Source organism: Halovulum sp. GXIMD14794 (assembly GCF_054457455.1).
Genome location: NZ_JBTLNF010000006.1, coordinates 353,055 through 369,253 on the forward strand (window position 1 = coordinate 353,055; position 16,199 = coordinate 369,253).

A 16,199-nucleotide genomic window follows, 5' to 3' on the forward strand; every position below is an offset into this window, starting at 1 on the left:
GCGCCGCCAGCGGCGCGGGGCGCCGGGCTCAGGACCGGTTCAGCGCCGCCTCGATCTCGTCGATGAACCCCTGCGCCATCCTTGACAGGGGCACGTTCCGTCGCGTGATGAGGCAGGCCCCGACCGAGACCGCCGGCGTGAACGGATGAACCGAAAGCTCGAGATTCGAAAGGAACCCGGCGGTGTAGCGGTCGACCACCGCGATCCCCAGACCCGCGTTCGCCATCACCGCTGCCGTATGGCAATAGCGCACCTCGACGCGCGGCAGGTACGGCACGCCCGCCTCGTCGAAAGAGGCCTGCGTGGCCTGGCCGAGGCGAGAGGCGATATCCAGCCCGATATGTCCGTACTCCTCGCAATCCTTCGGGGTGATATCGTCCGCGCTGGCAAGCGGATGGTCGTGGCGGACAAGCGCGACCATATCGTCCCGTCGCAGCACCCGGACCTCCACCGCGGGATGGCTGTAGAGCCCCAACACCACGCCAAGCTCCGAGGCCCCCGCCTCGACCTCTTCGATCACGTTCTCCAGCCGGCGCACATCGTAGTGCACCGAAACGCCGGGCCGGTCCGCGAGGAAGTTCCGTAGCGCCACCGGGATCACCGAATGCCCCAGCGGCGGCGTGGCGATGACCCGCAACTTGCCGGCGGTGCCCTTGCGCAGGTCGCGCACATGGCCCTCGACAGCCCGGAGCTGCAGGAAGATCGGCTCGATCTCGGCGAACAGGCTACGCGCCTCTTCGGTCGGAAGAAGGCGGCGATTGCGGCGCTCGAACAGTGGAAAGCCCAGCTGGCCTTCCAACTGCTTGATCGCCAGCGACACGGCGGGTTGCGAAATCCCGAGGTCCGCCGCCGTGTCTACCGTCGTCTGGCGCAGCATCATCGAGCCGAAGATTTCCAGCAGCCTGAGCGACAGGTCATTGCGCCGGTCGATCCGCATCAGCCAGCCGCCAGCAGCGTGCCGAGGGCCATCGCGACGGCGGCCTGAGTGGGGTCGATGACCGGAACGGATAGCTCTGCCTCCAGCCGGGCGCGGTGCACCGAAAGTCCCGCGCAGCCCAGCAGGATCACGTCGGCCCCGTCTCCCTTGAGTGCGGTGCCAACCTCGACCAGCCGGTCGAACGTGCCCGTGCCGCGCGCGCTTTCGTCGACGCTGATGCCCAGCGGCCGCTCACCCGCCAGCCGGTCCGTCACGCCGAGGCGTCGGAGGTAGCGCAGATGCCGCCGGATCGAAGCGTCGGCGATGGCGATCACCCCGAAGCGGTCGCCACGGGCCAGCGCGGTCATCACCCCGGCCTCCTGCATGCCGAAGACCGGCGCGGCGGTCACGCTGCGGCAGGTGTCGATCCCGGGGTCGGAGTAGCAGGCGATGACGAATGCCGCCGCGTCGGAACGCGCCTCGACCAGTCGGGCAAGTGGCACCGTGACGCTGTCGCTGTCGAGCTGGCTCTCGATGCCGAACGGACCCTCGGTCAGCGTCACGCATTCGATCTGCGGACCCCCCGACAAGGCGAAGGCGGCGACGGCACCCCGCAGGCCCTCGGTGACGGCCTCGTTCGAGTTCGGGTTGATGACAAGGATCGGCCCGCTCATGCCGGACCCTCCGGCAGGATGTGCGCGCCGAAGTTTTGCGCTGGGATCACCTCGGGGGCGAGGTGGCCGGGCATCCCGGTCAGGTCGATCCGGTCGCGCTTGATGAACTGTCCGCGTCCGGGTTCGGCGACCAGCTCACCACCATAGACGACACGCTCGCCCCGCGACAGCACGGTGACGGGCCAGCCGGTCAGCTCCCGCCCCTCATAGGGGGTGTAATCCATGTTGTCGTGCTGATCCGCCAGTCGGACGGTTCGGGTCAGGTTCGGGTCCCAGATCGCGATATCGGCGTCCGAGCCGACCGCGATCGTCCCCTTGCGCGGGTGCATCCCGTAGATCTTCGCGGCATTCGTCGAGGACAGCGCCACGAACTGCTGCAAAGTGATCCGCCCGGCGGCGACGCCTTCGCTGAACAGCAGCGGCAGCCGCACGGCCAGCCCCGGCATACCATTGGCGATCTGCTTGAACGTGGCGTCCGGCCCTTTCGACAGCTTGCCGCTGTCGTCGAAGCGATAGGGCGCGTGATCGGACGAAAACAGGCTGAACGTTCCGGCCTGCAAGTGCCGCCACAGGACCTCCTGCGTGGCGGTATCGCGCACCGGCGGCGAGCACATGAACTTCGCGCCCTCCATCCCTGGATGGTCCAGATCCTCGCGGGTCAGGAAGAAGTACTGCGGGCAGGTCTCGCCGAAGATCTTGGCCCCGGCGAGTCGCGCGTCATGCACCAGCCCCGCCCCCTCGGGCGTTGAGACATGCACGATCAGCAGCGGTGCATCGGCCAGTCGCGCCAGCATGATCGCGCGGTTGATCGCCTCGGCCTCGGCCAGCGCGGGATGGCTGATGGCGTGATAGCGCGGCGCCGCGTTTCCGCCCGCCAGCAGCCGGTCCGACATCCACTTGATCATGCCGTTGTTCTCGGCATGGACCATGGTCAGTGCGCCGTTCTCGCGGGCGACGGTCAGGATGTCCAGGAACTGGCTGTCGTCGATCCGCATCAGATCGTAGGTCATGAAGACCTTGAACGAGGTCACGCCCCGGGCGAAAGCCTGCGGCAGCTCCTGGGTCAGCACCTTCTCGGTCGGGTCGGCGACGATCAGATGATAGCCGTAGTCGATCACCGAGGCGCCCTTCGCGCGGCTGTCGTAAAGGTCCAGCGTTTCTATCACGCCCATACCGCGATGCTGCGCGGCGAACGGCACGAAGCTTGAGTTGCCGCCAAAGGCCGCGCTGATCGAGCCGGATCGGTAATCGTCCGCCGTCATGCCCCCGGTCGCGCTTTCCTGTGCGATGTGGCAATGCGCCTCGATCCCGCCGGGCAGCACCAGCTTGCCGGTGGCATCGATCATGTCCGGAGCCTCCAACCCCTCGGCCAGCGCGGCGATGCGGCCGTCGCGGATACCGATATCGGCGCGGAACGTGTCCGAGGCGGTGGCGACGGTGCCGCCGCGAATGACCAGGTCGAATTCCATGTCTCCCCCCTTCAGACCGAGCGTATCTGGCCACCGTCGCAGCGCACGAGGCTGCCGGTGACATAGGACGCGCGTTCACTGGCTAGGAAGGTCGCAACGTCCGCGAACTCCTGCACGGTGCCATAGCGGCCTGCTGGGATCGTCGCGCGGCTGGCGGCGCGGACCTCGTCCAGGTCCTTGCCGGTGCGCTTGGCTACGGCGCCATCCAGCTCGTCCACCCGTTCGGTGTGGATCCGGCCCGGCAGCAGCATGTTCACGGTGATCCCGTCGGCGGCGAGGTCGTTCGACATCGACTTGGCCCAGCCGACCAGCGCCGAGCGGATCAGGTTCGACAGGCCCAGGTTCGGGATCGGCTGGATAACGCCCGAGCTGCCGACCGCGATGATCCGCCCCCAGCCCTGCGCCTGCATGTGCGGCACCAGCTTTGCCGCCAGCGCGGTCACGCGAAACACCATGGCCTGCATCTGCGTCTCGAGCACCTGCTGATCCGCATCCGCCATCCGCCCCGGAGGCGGTCCGCCGGTGTTGGCGACAAGGATATCCGCCCCGCCCATATCGGCGGCCGCCTGCGCCAGCACGTCGACCGAGGTGGGATCGTTCAGATCGCAGGCGACCCAGCGCGCCGAGCCCTGGCCTTTCGCGTTGATCGCATCGGCTGCCGCCTTCAGCTTGTCCTCGGAACGGCCGGTCATCAGCACCTCTGCGCCCTCGGCGGCCAGCGCCTGCGCGATGCCAAGGCCCAGGCCCCGGCTTGACGACATCACCAGCGCACGTTTGCCCTTCAGTCCCAGATCCATCAGCCCAGCTCCTTCAGTCGCTTGTCGAGACGTGTCATCAGCCGGGTCAACTCGGCCATGTCGAGATCGGTCAGCTTCGGTCCCGGCGCGCGGACAGCCGGCGCGGCCAGCACGCCCCGACGGTGCAGGATTTCCTTGCGGATCGCCAGCCCGAGGCCCAGCTGCTGTTCGTAGCGGACCAGCGGCAGATAGGCGTCGAACAGATCCTCGGCCCCGTCCACGTCGCCCGCCTTATGACGCGCCACGACCTGCACCATCATCTCGGGGTACGCGAAGCCGGTCATTGCGCCATCCGCGCCGCGCGCCATCTCCATCGGCAGGAACAGGCCCGCATTGCCGGTCAGGATCGACAGGCGCGGCACGTCGCCGGTTCCACTTTCTGCGCGGACGCGGGAAAGCTTGGTCAGACCCGGCCAGTCCTCGTGCTTCAGCATGACGATCTGCGGATGGTCGACCGTCAACTGCAGGATCGTCTCGACCGAGAACCAGCTGTTCAGGGTCAACGGATAGTCCTGCAGGCAGACCGGAACATCCTCGCCCAGCGTCCTGCAGACCTGCGCGAAATAGCCCCGCTGCCTGTCCTCCGGCGCGAGGCCCTGAGGAGGCGCGACCATCACGCCTGCAGCGCCGGCATCCATTACCGAACCCGTCAGCCGCGCCATGTTGTCGAGCCCCGCGCCCGAGACGCCGACAATCACCGGCACCCGGCCTGCAACACGGTCCAGTACCCGGCGGGCAAAAGCCTGAGATTCGTCCCCGGCCAACTTGGGCGCCTCGCCCATGATGCCGAGGATGGTCATGCCGGTGACGCCCGTCTCGAGGTAGAAATCGACCATGCGATCGGTGCTTTCGAGGTCCAGCGCGCCGTTCCCGGCGAACGGGGTCGCGGCGATGACGAAGACGCCCGCGGACTCCCGGTGGATCAGGTTGCTCATGTTCACTCCCGTGATGTTCATTTCGCCGGCGCGGGTGGGATCGCGTGCCGGTCAATCTCTTCCAGCCGAGCGTAGCGGTCGGCAAACAGACGCGCGACGGGCCAATCATCGCCCCAATCGACATGCAAACGGTCTGGGTCGATCAGCCCGTCCCGGGCCGCCAGGCCGATAGCCTCGCCGATCAGGATCTCGCGCCCCGGCCCGAAGGCCAGCGAGACGATCTTGCGGCATTCGATCGAGACTGGCGCGGCGGCCAGCCGGGGCGGGCGCACCTTGACCGACGGCGCGACCTCCAGCCCCAGCGCCTCCGGTTCGCCCTCGTCCGCGCCATAGGCGGCGGCGGTCGCGACCATTGCCCCGGTCAGGTCGGGCGTCGCGATATTGACCACGAACTCGCCGGTCGCGTCGATATTGCGGGTGGTGTCCTTGCGCTCACCGCCTTCGCGATGCTGAAGGCCCAGAACGATGGTGGCCGGGTCCTCTCCGAAGACGTTGAAGAATGAAAACGGCGCCGCGTTTACCACGCCCTCAGGGCTCTGGGTCGTGACCCAGGCCACCGGGCGCGGGATCACCACTGCCGTGAGCAGCTTGTAGCGGTCCCGGGGCGCGAGCGCGTCGAGATCCAGGTGCATCTCATTCCCCCGGGTGGACGACGCCCGTCTGGTTGCAGATCCGCGAGTAGTGCTCGATCCGCCGGTGACGCTTGAAGTCGAAGATGGTTTCCTTGCCGAAAGTGCAGGCGTCCATGTCGCAGGCGTGGACGATCAACTCATCCTCTTCGGTCTCGGCGCGCGCCACGACGAAGCCGTTGGGATCGACGATGACGCTGCCGCCGATCAGCGGGTGACCGTCCTCGACCCCGGCCTTGGCGACGCCGACGACCCAGGCGGAGTTCTGATAGGCCCCAGCCTTCATCGACAGCTCGGAATGATAGAGCCGATGCTCCGGCCCCTCGTCAGACATCTGGCTGTTCACCGAGGGCGTGTTGTAGCCCAGCGTGATCAACTCCACGCCCTGTAGGCCCATGACGCGATAGGTCTCGGGCCAGCGGCGGTCGTTGCAGATGCACATGCCCATCCACGCGTCCATGTTGCGCCAGACCGGGAAGCCCAGGTCGCCCGGCTCGAAATAGCGCTTCTCGAGGTGCTGGAACGCACGCTCGGTGTCGTATTCCGAATGCCCCGGCAGATGCACCTTGCGGTACTTGCCGACGATGTTGCCCTGCCGGTCTGTGAGGATCGAGGTGTTGAAATGCCGGCCCTCGGGGGTCAGTTCGGCATATCCGAAGCTCATCGCTATCCCCAGTTCGCGCGCCCGGTCGAACAGCGGCTGGGTCGCCGCGTTCGGCATCTCGCGCTCGAACCACGCGTCGACCTCGGCCTGGTCTTCCATCATCCAACGCGGGAAGAAGGTCGTCAGGCAAAGCTCGGGATAGACTACCAGATCGCAGCCCTTTCCGGCCGCCTGCTCCAGTAGCGCGATCATCCGCGCGACCACAGCATCGCGGCTGTCGGCCCGCTGGATCGGGCCCATCTGCGCGCCTCCGATCACGATTTCCCGCATGTTGTTCCTCCGATGACTTATGTTGCGATGCGCCGCTCGAACCGGCTGATCAGCCGGACGCAGGGCCAAAGAAGTGCAAGGTAGATCCCCGCCGCCAGCACGATGGGCGAGGCGTTGTAGGTGACCGAGCGCGCCAGGTCCGCCTGGTGCAGCATCTCGCCCAGCGAAACCACCGAGGCGAGCGAGGTCAGCTTGACCACCTCGACCGTGTTCGAGATCAGGTCGGGCAGCACGTTGCGCACCGCTTGCGGCAGCACCACGTGCGCCAGCGCCTGCCCCGCGCTGAGCCCGGTCGAGCGCGCGGCCTCGGTCTGGCCGGTACCGACCGACAGCAGCCCCGCCCGGAAGATCTCGCCGTAATAGGCAGAGTTGTTCAGGAAGAACGCGACCGCCACCGCCGTGAACGGGCTGATGTCCAGCCCGGCGAAGGGCAGCCCGGCATAGACGAAGATCAGCAGCACCAAGGGCGGGATCGCGCGGAAGAGGTCGACGAAGGCGATGACCGGCCAGCGCACCGCGCGCAGCGGCGAGAGCGAGCCGAGGGCCGTAAGCAGCCCTCCGGCCATGCCCATGGGGATTACCACGGCGCAGATCAGCAGCGTGACCCACAGGCCCTGAACGACCGTCGGCCAGGCAGCGGCCATGATCTCCAGGTTCAGGAACTGCTCGGCAAACTTTTCCATTGCCTACACCTTCCGCCAGGCAAAGCGGCTTTCCAGCCAGCGTGACAGCACCACGAAGGGCATGAACAGCAGGACATAGGCGACCGCAGCCAGTATCAGCGGCGATGCATTGCCTGAGAAACTTTGCGCCGTCGTCGCCTGGTTCAGGATGTCTGGCACGCCGATCACCGTGCCGAGCGCGGTCATCTTGGTGATCGCGATGGCGCGGTTGGTCAGCGGTGGGATCGCCAGCCGCACCGCTTGCGGCAGCACCACCCAGACCAGCGCCTGTGTGAACCCCAGCCCGGTCGAGCGCGCGGCCTCCCACTGGCCTTTCGGCACCGAGGTGATGCCGGCCCAGATGATCTCCTCGGCGAAGGCGGCGAGGATCAGCGTCAGGATCGCGTAGAGCACGACAAAACTGGACAGGAAGATCCCCGCGTTCGGTAGGCCGAAATAGACGATCAGGATCAGCACCAGCGGCGGCAGCGCACGGAAGATGTCCGCGAAGATGACGATGCCGAAGGACAGAAGCCGCACGCGGTAGGCCCGCAGACAGGCCAGGAACCCGCCTAGCGCGATGCCCGACAGCACTATCAGGACAGACAGCTCGATCGTCACCCAGACGCCCTGCAGGATCGCGGGCGCGTATTTCGCCAGCACCTCGGCGTTGAAAAACGTGTCGAGAAACCGCTCCAGCTGGGTCATTTCACGCCCCGGTCACGCGCGACAGGAACGCCTGTGTGCGCTGGTGCTGCGGAGCACCAAAGATCTGCTCGGGCGGGCCCTGCTCAATGATGTTGCCACCATCCATGAAAATCACCCGGTCGGCCGCTTCTTGCGCAAACTTCATCTCGTGGCTGACGACAAGCATGGTCATGCCCGCCGATTTCATGTCCCGCATCACCGCCAGCACATCGCCCACGAGTTCCGGGTCCAGTGCCGAGGTCGGCTCGTCGAACAGCATCACCTCGGGCTCCAGCGCCAAGGCGCGGGCGATGGCGACGCGCTGCTGCTGCCCGCCGGACAGGGCCGAGGGATGGTTGCCCGCCTTGTCCGCAAGCCCGACCTGGGTCAGCGCCTCGATGGCGCGGGCCTCGGCCTCGGCGCGGGACATGCCCCGGACCTTGCGCAGCGCCAGTGTGACGTTCTTCAGCGCGGTCAGATGCGGGTAGAGGTTGAACGCTTGGAACACCATTCCGATCCGCTGGCGGATCTGGTTGAGGTTGACGCCGGGCCCGGTGACCCGCGAGCCCTTAAGAAGGATCTCGCCGGAATCCGGTTCTTCCAGCCGGTTGCAGCAGCGTAGCATGGTCGACTTGCCGCTGCCCGAGGGACCGAGCACGAAGACCAGTTCGCTTGGCGCGACCTTGAGGTTGATGCCGCTCAGCACCTGTGTGTCGCCATAGGACTTGTACAGCGCCGCGATCTCCAGCGCCGGTTGGCGCCGCCCCTGCGCGGAGGCAGCCGAGACGGCGGCACGGGGCTCGGTCATGCCCTGGCTCCTTCCGGTTCGGGCCAGGCCCCCGGCGCGCAACAGGCGCCGGGGGCCTGGCCACATGGCCTCAGCAGGACGGCTCGTGACCGTCATCGACATAGCCTTCGAAACCAGGTTCACCAAAACCGGCGACGGGTGTAACAGCGGCCGAGCCCTCGGCCGGGGCCGTTCCGAACCATTTCTCGTGCAGTTCGGCGATTGTGCCGTCGATCTTCATGCACTCGATCACGCTTTCGACCGTGGCGCGCAGTTCCTCGTCGCCCTTGCGGAACGGCATGCCCCAGACCTTGCCGGTCGAGAACAGGTAGCTGAGCTTCACGTTCGGGTTCTGCTTCGCCGCCCAGGCCGAGACGGTGTTGCCCGCCACGTTGGCGAACGCCCGCCCCGAGACAACCGCCTGCACCGCATCGGTGTTGGTGCCATAGCTTTCCACCGTCCAGCCGATCTCGCCTTCGAGCTCCCGCGCCCAGCTATCATAGACCGAGCCCTTGTTGACGGCGATGACCTTGCCGGCGAACCCGTCCATGTCGGTAATCTCCGGCGCATCGTTGGCCACGACGAACTGGAAGTCGGTGTTCAGGTAGCCCTCAGAGAACAGAAGGTTCGCCGCCCGTTCCTCGGTTATGGTCGTGGGCGCGACGACGAAATCGTATGTTCCGGCCTGCAGGCCCGGCAGGATCCCCGAGAACTGGGTCGCGACGATGTCCATCTCGGCCCCGAGGCGCTCGCCGATGATGTTCGCGAGATCCACGTTGAACCCCTCTATGCCACCACCCAACTTCGGCATGGCGTGGGGCGCGAAGGTTCCGTCGAGCGCAACCTTGTAGGTCGTGTCCTGCGCCTGAGCCGCGGTGGCAAGCGCAAGCACCGCGGCCATTGCGGCCGTCGTTTTCCGTGCAAGCATGATTTCAGATCCCTGTTGGCTTTGTTCTGCGCTGCAACATTATAAGCTCGGTCGCAGGTTTCACTGCCAAAATGGGTCAATACTTATTTTTATTCAGATTGATCTATAAGCCAGCCTTATATTTTTCCCTTGGACGCAGCGAATGATCGGCGGAACTGACCAGCCCGCTAGAGCCCCGCACGCTCAAGGTTTGTCAGGAAATGTTCCAGGTCTTCCTTCTTTGCGAACGGAATGTATCGCCGCGCATATTCAAGCGTATACTTCGGATTTGCAGCGCGGACCTCGTCAACTGCCGCATGTGCCTCGTCAAGCCTGCCCAAGGCTGCATAGCAGGCGGCCGCCACCGCGATCGCGTTGCCGTTCCCGGGCTGAGATGTCCGGATTTTCTGCAGCGGACGGATCGCTTCCTCGTATCGCCGCAGATTGAAGAGCGCGCGGCCATAGTGGGCGTCATAAAGATCGGGATAGCGTGGGTTGAGAACCATCGCTTTCTCCAGTTCTTCGATCGCCTCCTCCGACCGCCCGGCATAGGCGAGCGTAAAAGCATAGAGACTGCGGTAATGCGCATTGCCGGGATTGTCCCCGATGGCGCGGCGCTGTTCAGCCAGGCCACGGTCGAAATCCTTCAGACACATGTAGACCCAGCCGAGCACGGCATAACCGAGCGGCTCCTGCCCATCAGCCTTGACCGCGGCCAGGGCATAGTCGCGCGCCTTGGCGATGGCATGGTCCGGTCCCTCTCCCCAGGCGTTCAGGAAATCCGCGATATAGGTCCAGGCGATAAGGGCATGCGCCCGCGCCAACAGCGGGTCAATCGCAATGGCTTTCAGCGCCTCGTCGCGCGCCGCAATTACATCGTCCCTGCCGCCCACGTAGTTGAATTCGGACGCTCGAAGGAAGTGATCGTAGGCATCCACCTTGTCGGAGGACTTGGCCAGCGACCGCCGATACCTGTCCCGAGTGATCTCGCCGGTCAACGTGTTGACGATGGTTGAGGTGATATCGTCCTGAACCTCGAAGATATCCACGATGTTCCGGTCGAACCGATCGGCCCACAGATGGGCGCCGCTCTCGGGGTCGATCAATTGCGCGGTGACGCGGATCCGGTCCCCCGCCCGTCGGACTCCGCCTTCCAATATGTATTGCACCCCCAACTCGCGGGCAATCTGAGGCAGAGGAAGCTCGCCATCGCGATAGGCGAAGGACGACTGCCGCGCGATCACGAACAATTCCCGGCATCGCGCCAGCCCGATGATGATGTCGTTCGTTATCCCGTCACAGAAATACGCCTCCTCGGGCTCCCCCGACAGATTGCGGAACGGCAGCACCGCGACCGAGGGCTTGCCGGTTGCGATAGCCTCGATCGAGGCCGGACCATCCACCACAGTGCCCTCGAACCGATAGCCCCGGCGCGGGATCGTCCGTATCAGCCGCTGCGCCTGGCCGTCGTCGCCAAGCGCGGTTCGCGCCGCGTTGATACGGCTAGAGATCGCACTGTCGGACACGATACGCCCGGCCCAGACGTGCGCGATCAGATCGTCCCTCGTCAGGACCGTTCCGGGGTTCGAGGCAAGATAGACGATCAGATCCAGGACCTGTGGCTCGAGCGCGACGGGCACTCCGTCCCGGCTCAGCTCGCCACGCGCGGTATCGATCTGCACATCTTCGAACGAAATGAGTGTCCCATCGCCCATCTATCGAGATGAGCACGCGAAGGGCCGTTTCTCAAGGCGAATGAAGACAATCTGGACGCTTTCAGGATGCCTCCTGAAAGCGCCGGCACGCCATCGGTGGCACCTTCTGTTCATGCACTGCAACCCACGATGGATCGGAGGAAACGACATGAACCGCCAGGAAGCCCACACCCTGACCCACTACACCGACATTACCGAGACCCGGCGGCAGAACGTGCGCGAACTGCAAGCCGAGGCGGCCCGCTCGATGCTCCGCCACATTCTCGCGGCCATCACCAAACCGGTTCGCACCTTTCCGAAAAGCGCCAGCTTGAGCAGTCTGGACCAGGCAGGAACCGCCGGTGTCAGGAAGTAGAATGTGGGTGACTCCGGCAACCCGAGGCCGGGCACCAAGTGCCGGTTCATCGGCCGGTTGCCGGCGTTCGATCAGATTGCCTGCACCGTCGCCTTCCTGCCTTCGCCTCAAGCGGGCGCGATAACCGCTGGACCGAGTACTGACTGACACGCCCCCAAGGGCCGAAAGCGTCAAGCGTCCGGCTGCTGTTGCGCGCTGGCCAGGAACCGTACGAAGGCGAGCGTCAGGTTGTTCCTGCGCGAGTTGTCCGGCCACACCGCATAGATGCCCAGCGGGCGCAGGCTCCAATCGGGCAGCAGGCGGACCAGGTCGCCCGAAGCCTCGCCTTGTTCCGCCAGGAACGCGGGCAGGATCGTCACGCCGTGATTGCGGCAGGTGAAATGATAGAGCGCGCCGACACTGTCCACCGACAGCCGCGACTGACCCAGAACCCGCGCCTTCTCGCCCGAGGCCGTGGTCAGTTCGGCAGCGTCGGAGCGTTGCTGGTAACGGATCCAGTCCCAGTCCTCCAGATCCGAGGGATGGCTGACGGCAGGGCGCGCCCGCGCATAGTCGGCGCCAACGACGAGGCTGCGCTCGATGACGTCCAGCTTTCGGGACATCATCGAGCTGTCGTCGAGCCAGCCGGCCCGGATGTTGACGTCGAACCCATCCTCCAGAAGGTCGCGGCGGTGATCGGTGCAGGACACCGATAGCGAGACATGCGCATGCCGCCGGGTGAACTCGGCGATCGCCGTGGAAAAACGCGAGGCCGACAGGAATGCCGGCATCGAGACCCTGAGCGTGCCAGTCGGCTCATCCGACAGGGCGTTCAACTCGTTGATCCCGGTCTCGGCGCTGCGCAGCATCTCGGTCACGCGGGCATGCAGGATCCGGCCCTCGTTGGTCAGGGCGATCTTGCGCGTGGTCCGGTAGAGCAGCGTGACGCCTAGGTGATGCTCGAGGTCGGAAACGGTCTGGCTGACGCGCGACGGGGCCAGCCCGATGGACTTCGCGGCCGCCCGGAACGAGCCCTCGTCCACCACCCGCGCGAAGACGGCCATGTTTCTCAGATGGTCGATCATTGTTCCGCCTGGCCGAACTATCCCTTCCGGAATGACCGGATACTGAAAGTGACCATGCGTCAATAGGTTCACTGCGAGCACGAAGCCGGCCGGGATCCTCCGCCCCCTCGTGTCGTTCGAACCATCATCGCTCGAGACGCAAAGGACTGCGAAGAGACATGACGACCAAAGGCCTTCTCACCTCTGCTCTGTTGCTGGCAGCCCAGCCGCTTGCCGCACCCGCAGACACCGCTGCCAACAAGGCACTCGCCATCGAGGCGCTGACCGCGACGCTTGCCGAAAGCAACCCCGACGCAGTCGATCAGTACTTTGCGCCGGGCTACATTCAGCACAATCCCGAGGTTGCCGACGGGACGGACGCGCTCAAGGCCCTCATCGGGATGCTCGGCCAGAGCGGCGAATTCAAGGCCGACTTCGCCCGCGTCATCGCCGAGGGCGACCTGGTCGCATTCCATGGTCGCTACGAGGGTTTCGGCGAGACGCCGATGATCGCCTTCGACGTCTTCCGGCTGGAAGACGGGAAGATCGTCGAGCACTGGGACAACCTGACACCGGAGGCCGCGCCCAATCCCTCGGGCCATAGCCAGATCGACGGCGCGACCGAGATCACCGATCTCGACAAGACCGAAGCGAACAAGGCCGTTGTGACCGAACTGCTGACCCGCGGCTTGATCAACGGCGAAAAGATCGACTTCACCCAATACGTCAGCCCCGAGACCTACATCCAGCACAACTCGATGGTCGGCGACGGGCTCGCCGCTTTCGGCGCCTTCCTGCAGGACAGCGCCGAGAAGGGCGCGCCGATGGCCTACAACGAGGTGCACATGGTCATCGGCGAAGGCAACTTCGTGCTGACCCTCTCGGACGGCTCCTTAGGCGACCAGCACATGGCGTTCTACGACCTGTTCCGCCTCGAAGACGGGCTGATCGTCGAGCACTGGGACGTCATCTCGCCGATGCCCGGCCCGGACGCCCCCCACAACGAATCCGGCAAGTTCTGAAATCGGAGGACCATATGGACCGCAGAACCCTACTCACCACCTCGATCGGCGCCACGCTCGTGGCGATCCTTGGAACCCAAGCAGGAGCACAGGAAATGGACAGCGAAACGCAGGCGAGCTTTGACACCGTCATGGCCTTCATGGGCGCAATGGGCGCCGGAGACAGCGCCAAGGTCGCGGAGTTGATGGCCGACGACATGGTCTGGCAGAACGAGGGCGACGGCTCGCTGCCTTGGATCGGGACCTGGGAAGGCAAGGAGAAGGTCTTCGAGTTCATGGGCATCTTCGGTGAGAACTTCCAGACCACCGCGTGGGAGAATACCGACGCCTTCGCCTCGGGCGATACGGTCGCCGTCTTCGGAAACATGAACGCGATCACCACGAAATCCGGCAAGGTGACCGGCCCGTTCACCTTCGCGCTCCGCGCCAAGGTCCGCGACGGTAAGGTCACGCTGTGGAACTGGTTCGAGGACAGCTACGCCGTCAGCAAAGCATATCACGGCTGACACCGGGCGCCGACGCCCCGTTACCCCTCTACTGATGCAAACGCTCTGGCCTGTCCCCGCGGGGGCAGGCCCGTCCATTGAAGGAGAGACCGCATGACCATCGCCATTACCGCCGTTTCCGGCCAACTCGGAGCCGCGATCGCGCGGGCCGTAGTCGCCACCGGCACCGGTCGGCCCGTCATCGGCCTTGCCCGCACCCGGTCCCATGTCGCGGACCTGGGCATCGAGGTGCGGCCCGGAGACTATTCCGACCGGGCGCAACTGGAGGCTTCGCTGGCTGGGGTGGATGCGCTTCTGCTGGTCTCGGGCAACCGCGCGCCCGAGGACCGCATTGCCGAGCACCGCACCGTGATCGAAGCCGCCAAGACTGCGGGCGTGCAAAAGATCGTCTACACCAGCGTCCAGGGAGCCGAGGAAGGCACCAGCTTCTCTCCTGTGATCCAGAGCAACCGCAGGACCGAGGCGGACGTCCGCGCCAGCGGGCTCGACTGGGTGATCGGTCGCAACGGTGTCTACATCGAGCCGGACGTCGAATACATCGACAGCTACCGGAAGGCGGGCGAGATCGCCAACTGCGCGGGCGACGGCAAATGCGGCTACACTACCCGCTCGGAACTGGGTTACGCCTATGCCTGCCTGCTGACGGGCGCCGAGCACAACGGCAAGACCTACAATCTGAACGGCACGCCGATCACCCAGACCGAGCTTGCCGCCTACATGAGCCGCGCCTTCGACACGGCACTGGTCTATCGCCCGATGTCGATCGAGGACTACAGGGCCGACCGCATTGCCGAACTGGGCGAATTCTTCGGCCCGATCATCGCCGGCATCTACCAGAGCATCCGGGACGGTGCGCTGGACAACGCCAGCGACTACGAGGCCGCCGCCGCTCGATCGCACCAAGGCTGGGATGCCTACTTCGACGCGCTACGCGACGCGTGACGTCCGGTTGGCGCCCGGGTTTCGGTGCGGGTCAACGGCAGCCCGCGTTACAAAAGCGGCTGGGCGCTGGAGGACGCGGCGCTGCGCGGCATCGGGATCATCCAATTGCCGGACCGCTATCTGCAGGCGCGTCTGGCCGAACACCTGAAACCGGCGCCTGCCGATGCGGGCGGTGAGTTTTGTCAGCAGGATACGCGAACGTGATCCCATGCCCTTGGCGCAGCAGCAGGAGGCACTAGACTCCAAACCGAATCGCACCGCGATACGACCGAGCAGACAGGCTCAAGGAGTGCCCTCACCATGAAATTTGATTTCCTCGTCGCCGTCGTCGGCCTTACCGGCGCGCTGAGCGCTGCCGCGCAGGCGGACATCGTGATTTCCTCGAAGATCGACACCGAAGGCGGCCTTCTGGGCAACGTCATCGCGCTGGCGCTAGAGGACGCCGGCCTGCCGGTGGAACGCCGCCTGCAACTGGGCGCCACGCAGGTCGTGCGCGAGGCGCTGCTCGCCGGGCAGATCGATCTTTATCCAGAGTACACCGGCAACGCCGCCTATTTCTTCAACGAGGCCGACAGCGAGATCTGGAAAGACGCCGAGGCGGCACACGCCCGCGCGGCCGAGCTCGACGCTGCCGAGAACGATCTGATGTGGCTGAACTCGGCCCCGGCGAACAACACCTGGGCCATTGCCGTGACCGGCCCACTGGCTGCCGAGAACGATCTTGCCACCATGTCCGATTTCGGCGACTGGGTCGCGGGGGGCGGCGCGGTGAAACTGGCCGCCTCGTCCGAGTTCGTGTCCTCTCCGGCGGTCCTGCCCGCCATGCAGGAGGCCTACGGCTTCGTCCTTTCCGCCGACCAGACCGTGGTCCTGGCGGGCGGCGACACCGCGGCGACGATCCAGGCTGCCGCCCGCGGCACCTCGGGGGTGAACGCGGCGATGGCCTACGGTACTGACGGCGGCGTTGGCGCCACCGGGCTGGTGGTGATGGTGGACGACAAGGGTGTGCAGCCGGTCTACGAACCCGCGCCCGTGGTGCGCGCGGAGGTTCTTGAGGAATATCCCGCCATCGCGGAGGTGCTGAACCCGATCTTCGACGGACTTGACATGGCGACGCTACAGAAGCTCAACGGCCGCATCCAGGTCGGCGGCGAGCCGGCTGAGGCGGTGGCCCGCGCCTATCTCACCGAGATCGGCATCCTCGACTGATCGTCAGCGG

The 16,199-nt window shown here is 65.6% G+C and carries 19 protein-coding genes; 6 read left to right on the top strand and 13 right to left on the bottom strand.

Annotation, left to right across the window (positions count from 1 at the left end; genetic code table 11):
* Window positions 1-28: 28 nt before the first annotated feature.
* The 12 genes from ACW9UR_RS16440 to ACW9UR_RS16495 all read right to left on the bottom strand — a co-directional run bounded on the left by ACW9UR_RS16440 (window position 29) and on the right by ACW9UR_RS16495 (window position 11,079).
* The gene (locus ACW9UR_RS16440) at window positions 29-937 is read right to left on the bottom strand and encodes a LysR substrate-binding domain-containing protein (RefSeq protein ID WP_458918138.1); all 909 of its coding nucleotides are present in this window, start codon (window positions 935-937) and stop codon (window positions 29-31) included.
* On the bottom strand, window positions 937-1,590 hold the full coding sequence (locus ACW9UR_RS16445) for an aspartate/glutamate racemase family protein (RefSeq protein WP_458918139.1): 654 nt from the start codon (window positions 1,588-1,590) through the stop codon (window positions 937-939). Before ACW9UR_RS16445 ends, ACW9UR_RS16440 begins: the two co-directional genes overlap by 1 nt.
* Complete coding sequence (hydA, locus tag ACW9UR_RS16450; protein WP_458918140.1) at window positions 1,587-3,059, bottom strand: dihydropyrimidinase; 1,473 nt, start codon at window positions 3,057-3,059, stop codon at window positions 1,587-1,589. The genes ACW9UR_RS16445 and hydA overlap by 4 nt, the downstream gene beginning before the upstream one ends.
* Before the next feature lie 11 nt (window positions 3,060-3,070).
* Complete coding sequence (locus tag ACW9UR_RS16455) at window positions 3,071-3,856, bottom strand: SDR family oxidoreductase (protein WP_458918141.1); 786 nt, start codon at window positions 3,854-3,856, stop codon at window positions 3,071-3,073.
* Complete coding sequence (locus ACW9UR_RS16460; protein WP_458918142.1) at window positions 3,856-4,791, bottom strand: dihydrodipicolinate synthase family protein; 936 nt, start codon at window positions 4,789-4,791, stop codon at window positions 3,856-3,858. Before ACW9UR_RS16460 ends, ACW9UR_RS16455 begins: the two co-directional genes overlap by 1 nt.
* A gap of 17 nt (window positions 4,792-4,808) precedes the next feature.
* Window positions 4,809-5,423, bottom strand: a complete 615-nt coding sequence (locus ACW9UR_RS16465) for a flavin reductase family protein (RefSeq protein ID WP_458918143.1) — start codon at window positions 5,421-5,423, stop codon at window positions 4,809-4,811.
* A 1-nt stretch (window position 5,424) separates the two neighbouring features.
* Window positions 5,425-6,354, bottom strand: a complete 930-nt coding sequence (locus ACW9UR_RS16470) for an N-carbamoyl-D-amino-acid hydrolase (RefSeq protein ID WP_458918144.1) — start codon at window positions 6,352-6,354, stop codon at window positions 5,425-5,427.
* A gap of 17 nt (window positions 6,355-6,371) precedes the next feature.
* Complete coding sequence (locus ACW9UR_RS16475) at window positions 6,372-7,037, bottom strand: amino acid ABC transporter permease (RefSeq protein WP_458918145.1); 666 nt, start codon at window positions 7,035-7,037, stop codon at window positions 6,372-6,374.
* 3 nt (window positions 7,038-7,040) lie between these two features.
* Window positions 7,041-7,724, bottom strand: coding sequence for an amino acid ABC transporter permease (locus ACW9UR_RS16480; protein WP_458918146.1), 684 nt, complete (start codon window positions 7,722-7,724; stop codon window positions 7,041-7,043).
* 1 nt (window position 7,725) lies between these two features.
* Window positions 7,726-8,511, bottom strand: a complete 786-nt coding sequence (locus tag ACW9UR_RS16485; RefSeq protein ID WP_458918147.1) for an amino acid ABC transporter ATP-binding protein — start codon at window positions 8,509-8,511, stop codon at window positions 7,726-7,728.
* A gap of 70 nt (window positions 8,512-8,581) precedes the next feature.
* Window positions 8,582-9,418 carry a transporter substrate-binding domain-containing protein gene (locus ACW9UR_RS16490; RefSeq protein ID WP_458918148.1) on the bottom strand — a complete coding sequence of 279 codons (837 nt, stop codon included), beginning with the start codon at window positions 9,416-9,418 and terminating at the stop codon, window positions 8,582-8,584.
* A 167-nt stretch (window positions 9,419-9,585) separates the two neighbouring features.
* Window positions 9,586-11,079, bottom strand: a complete 1,494-nt coding sequence (locus tag ACW9UR_RS16495; RefSeq protein WP_458918149.1) for a winged helix-turn-helix domain-containing tetratricopeptide repeat protein — start codon at window positions 11,077-11,079, stop codon at window positions 9,586-9,588.
* 181 nt (window positions 11,080-11,260) lie between these two features.
* On the opposite strand from ACW9UR_RS16495, the gene ACW9UR_RS16500 reads away from it, so the two are divergent.
* On the top strand, window positions 11,261-11,467 hold the full coding sequence (locus ACW9UR_RS16500; RefSeq protein WP_458918150.1) for a hypothetical protein: 207 nt from the start codon (window positions 11,261-11,263) through the stop codon (window positions 11,465-11,467).
* 170 nt (window positions 11,468-11,637) lie between these two features.
* On the opposite strand, the gene ACW9UR_RS16505 is transcribed toward ACW9UR_RS16500, so the two are convergent.
* Window positions 11,638-12,531 carry a LysR family transcriptional regulator gene (locus tag ACW9UR_RS16505; protein WP_458918151.1) on the bottom strand — a complete coding sequence of 298 codons (894 nt, stop codon included), beginning with the start codon at window positions 12,529-12,531 and terminating at the stop codon, window positions 11,638-11,640.
* A gap of 158 nt (window positions 12,532-12,689) precedes the next feature.
* Between ACW9UR_RS16505 and ACW9UR_RS16510 the strand changes: the two genes are divergently transcribed.
* The 5 genes from ACW9UR_RS16510 (at window position 12,690) to osmF (ending at window position 16,189) form a co-directional block, all read left to right on the top strand.
* Window positions 12,690-13,532 (top strand): nuclear transport factor 2 family protein, encoded by an 843-nt coding sequence (locus tag ACW9UR_RS16510; RefSeq protein WP_458918152.1) that lies wholly within the window; start codon window positions 12,690-12,692, stop codon window positions 13,530-13,532.
* A 14-nt stretch (window positions 13,533-13,546) separates the two neighbouring features.
* Window positions 13,547-14,038, top strand: coding sequence for a nuclear transport factor 2 family protein (locus tag ACW9UR_RS16515; protein WP_458918153.1), 492 nt, complete (start codon window positions 13,547-13,549; stop codon window positions 14,036-14,038).
* 93 nt (window positions 14,039-14,131) lie between these two features.
* Complete coding sequence (locus ACW9UR_RS16520; RefSeq protein WP_458918154.1) at window positions 14,132-14,980, top strand: NAD(P)H-binding protein; 849 nt, start codon at window positions 14,132-14,134, stop codon at window positions 14,978-14,980.
* 24 nt (window positions 14,981-15,004) lie between these two features.
* A complete protein-coding gene (locus ACW9UR_RS16525; protein WP_458918155.1) occupies window positions 15,005-15,184 on the top strand; it encodes a hypothetical protein in 180 nt (59 codons plus the stop codon).
* Between the two features lie 96 nt (window positions 15,185-15,280).
* On the top strand, window positions 15,281-16,189 hold the full coding sequence (osmF, locus tag ACW9UR_RS16530; protein ID WP_458918156.1) for a glycine betaine ABC transporter substrate-binding protein OsmF: 909 nt from the start codon (window positions 15,281-15,283) through the stop codon (window positions 16,187-16,189).
* Window positions 16,190-16,199 lie beyond the last annotated feature (10 nt).

What these genes read in the sequence shown, in the direction of transcription:
- ACW9UR_RS16475 (WP_458918145.1), bottom strand. Translation starts at nt 7,037, where the DNA reads ATGGAAAAGTTTGCCGAGCAGTTCCTGAACCTGGAGATCATGGCCGCT.
- ACW9UR_RS16515 (WP_458918153.1), top strand. Translation starts at nt 13,547, where the DNA reads ATGGACCGCAGAACCCTACTCACCACCTCGATCGGCGCCACGCTCGTG.
- ACW9UR_RS16490 (WP_458918148.1), bottom strand. Translation starts at nt 9,418, where the DNA reads ATGCTTGCACGGAAAACGACGGCCGCAATGGCCGCGGTGCTTGCGCTT.
- ACW9UR_RS16460 (WP_458918142.1), bottom strand. Translation starts at nt 4,791, where the DNA reads ATGAGCAACCTGATCCACCGGGAGTCCGCGGGCGTCTTCGTCATCGCC.
- ACW9UR_RS16505 (WP_458918151.1), bottom strand. Translation starts at nt 12,531, where the DNA reads ATGATCGACCATCTGAGAAACATGGCCGTCTTCGCGCGGGTGGTGGAC.
- ACW9UR_RS16470 (WP_458918144.1), bottom strand. Translation starts at nt 6,354, where the DNA reads ATGCGGGAAATCGTGATCGGAGGCGCGCAGATGGGCCCGATCCAGCGG.
- ACW9UR_RS16445 (WP_458918139.1), bottom strand. Translation starts at nt 1,590, where the DNA reads ATGAGCGGGCCGATCCTTGTCATCAACCCGAACTCGAACGAGGCCGTC.
- hydA (WP_458918140.1), bottom strand. Translation starts at nt 3,059, where the DNA reads ATGGAATTCGACCTGGTCATTCGCGGCGGCACCGTCGCCACCGCCTCG.
- ACW9UR_RS16455 (WP_458918141.1), bottom strand. Translation starts at nt 3,856, where the DNA reads ATGGATCTGGGACTGAAGGGCAAACGTGCGCTGGTGATGTCGTCAAGC.
- ACW9UR_RS16485 (WP_458918147.1), bottom strand. Translation starts at nt 8,511, where the DNA reads ATGACCGAGCCCCGTGCCGCCGTCTCGGCTGCCTCCGCGCAGGGGCGG.
- ACW9UR_RS16465 (WP_458918143.1), bottom strand. Translation starts at nt 5,423, where the DNA reads ATGCACCTGGATCTCGACGCGCTCGCGCCCCGGGACCGCTACAAGCTG.
- ACW9UR_RS16480 (WP_458918146.1), bottom strand. Translation starts at nt 7,724, where the DNA reads ATGACCCAGCTGGAGCGGTTTCTCGACACGTTTTTCAACGCCGAGGTG.
- osmF (WP_458918156.1), top strand. Translation starts at nt 15,281, where the DNA reads ATGAAATTTGATTTCCTCGTCGCCGTCGTCGGCCTTACCGGCGCGCTG.
- ACW9UR_RS16440 (WP_458918138.1), bottom strand. Translation starts at nt 937, where the DNA reads ATGCGGATCGACCGGCGCAATGACCTGTCGCTCAGGCTGCTGGAAATC.
- ACW9UR_RS16500 (WP_458918150.1), top strand. Translation starts at nt 11,261, where the DNA reads ATGAACCGCCAGGAAGCCCACACCCTGACCCACTACACCGACATTACC.
- ACW9UR_RS16510 (WP_458918152.1), top strand. Translation starts at nt 12,690, where the DNA reads ATGACGACCAAAGGCCTTCTCACCTCTGCTCTGTTGCTGGCAGCCCAG.
- ACW9UR_RS16520 (WP_458918154.1), top strand. Translation starts at nt 14,132, where the DNA reads ATGACCATCGCCATTACCGCCGTTTCCGGCCAACTCGGAGCCGCGATC.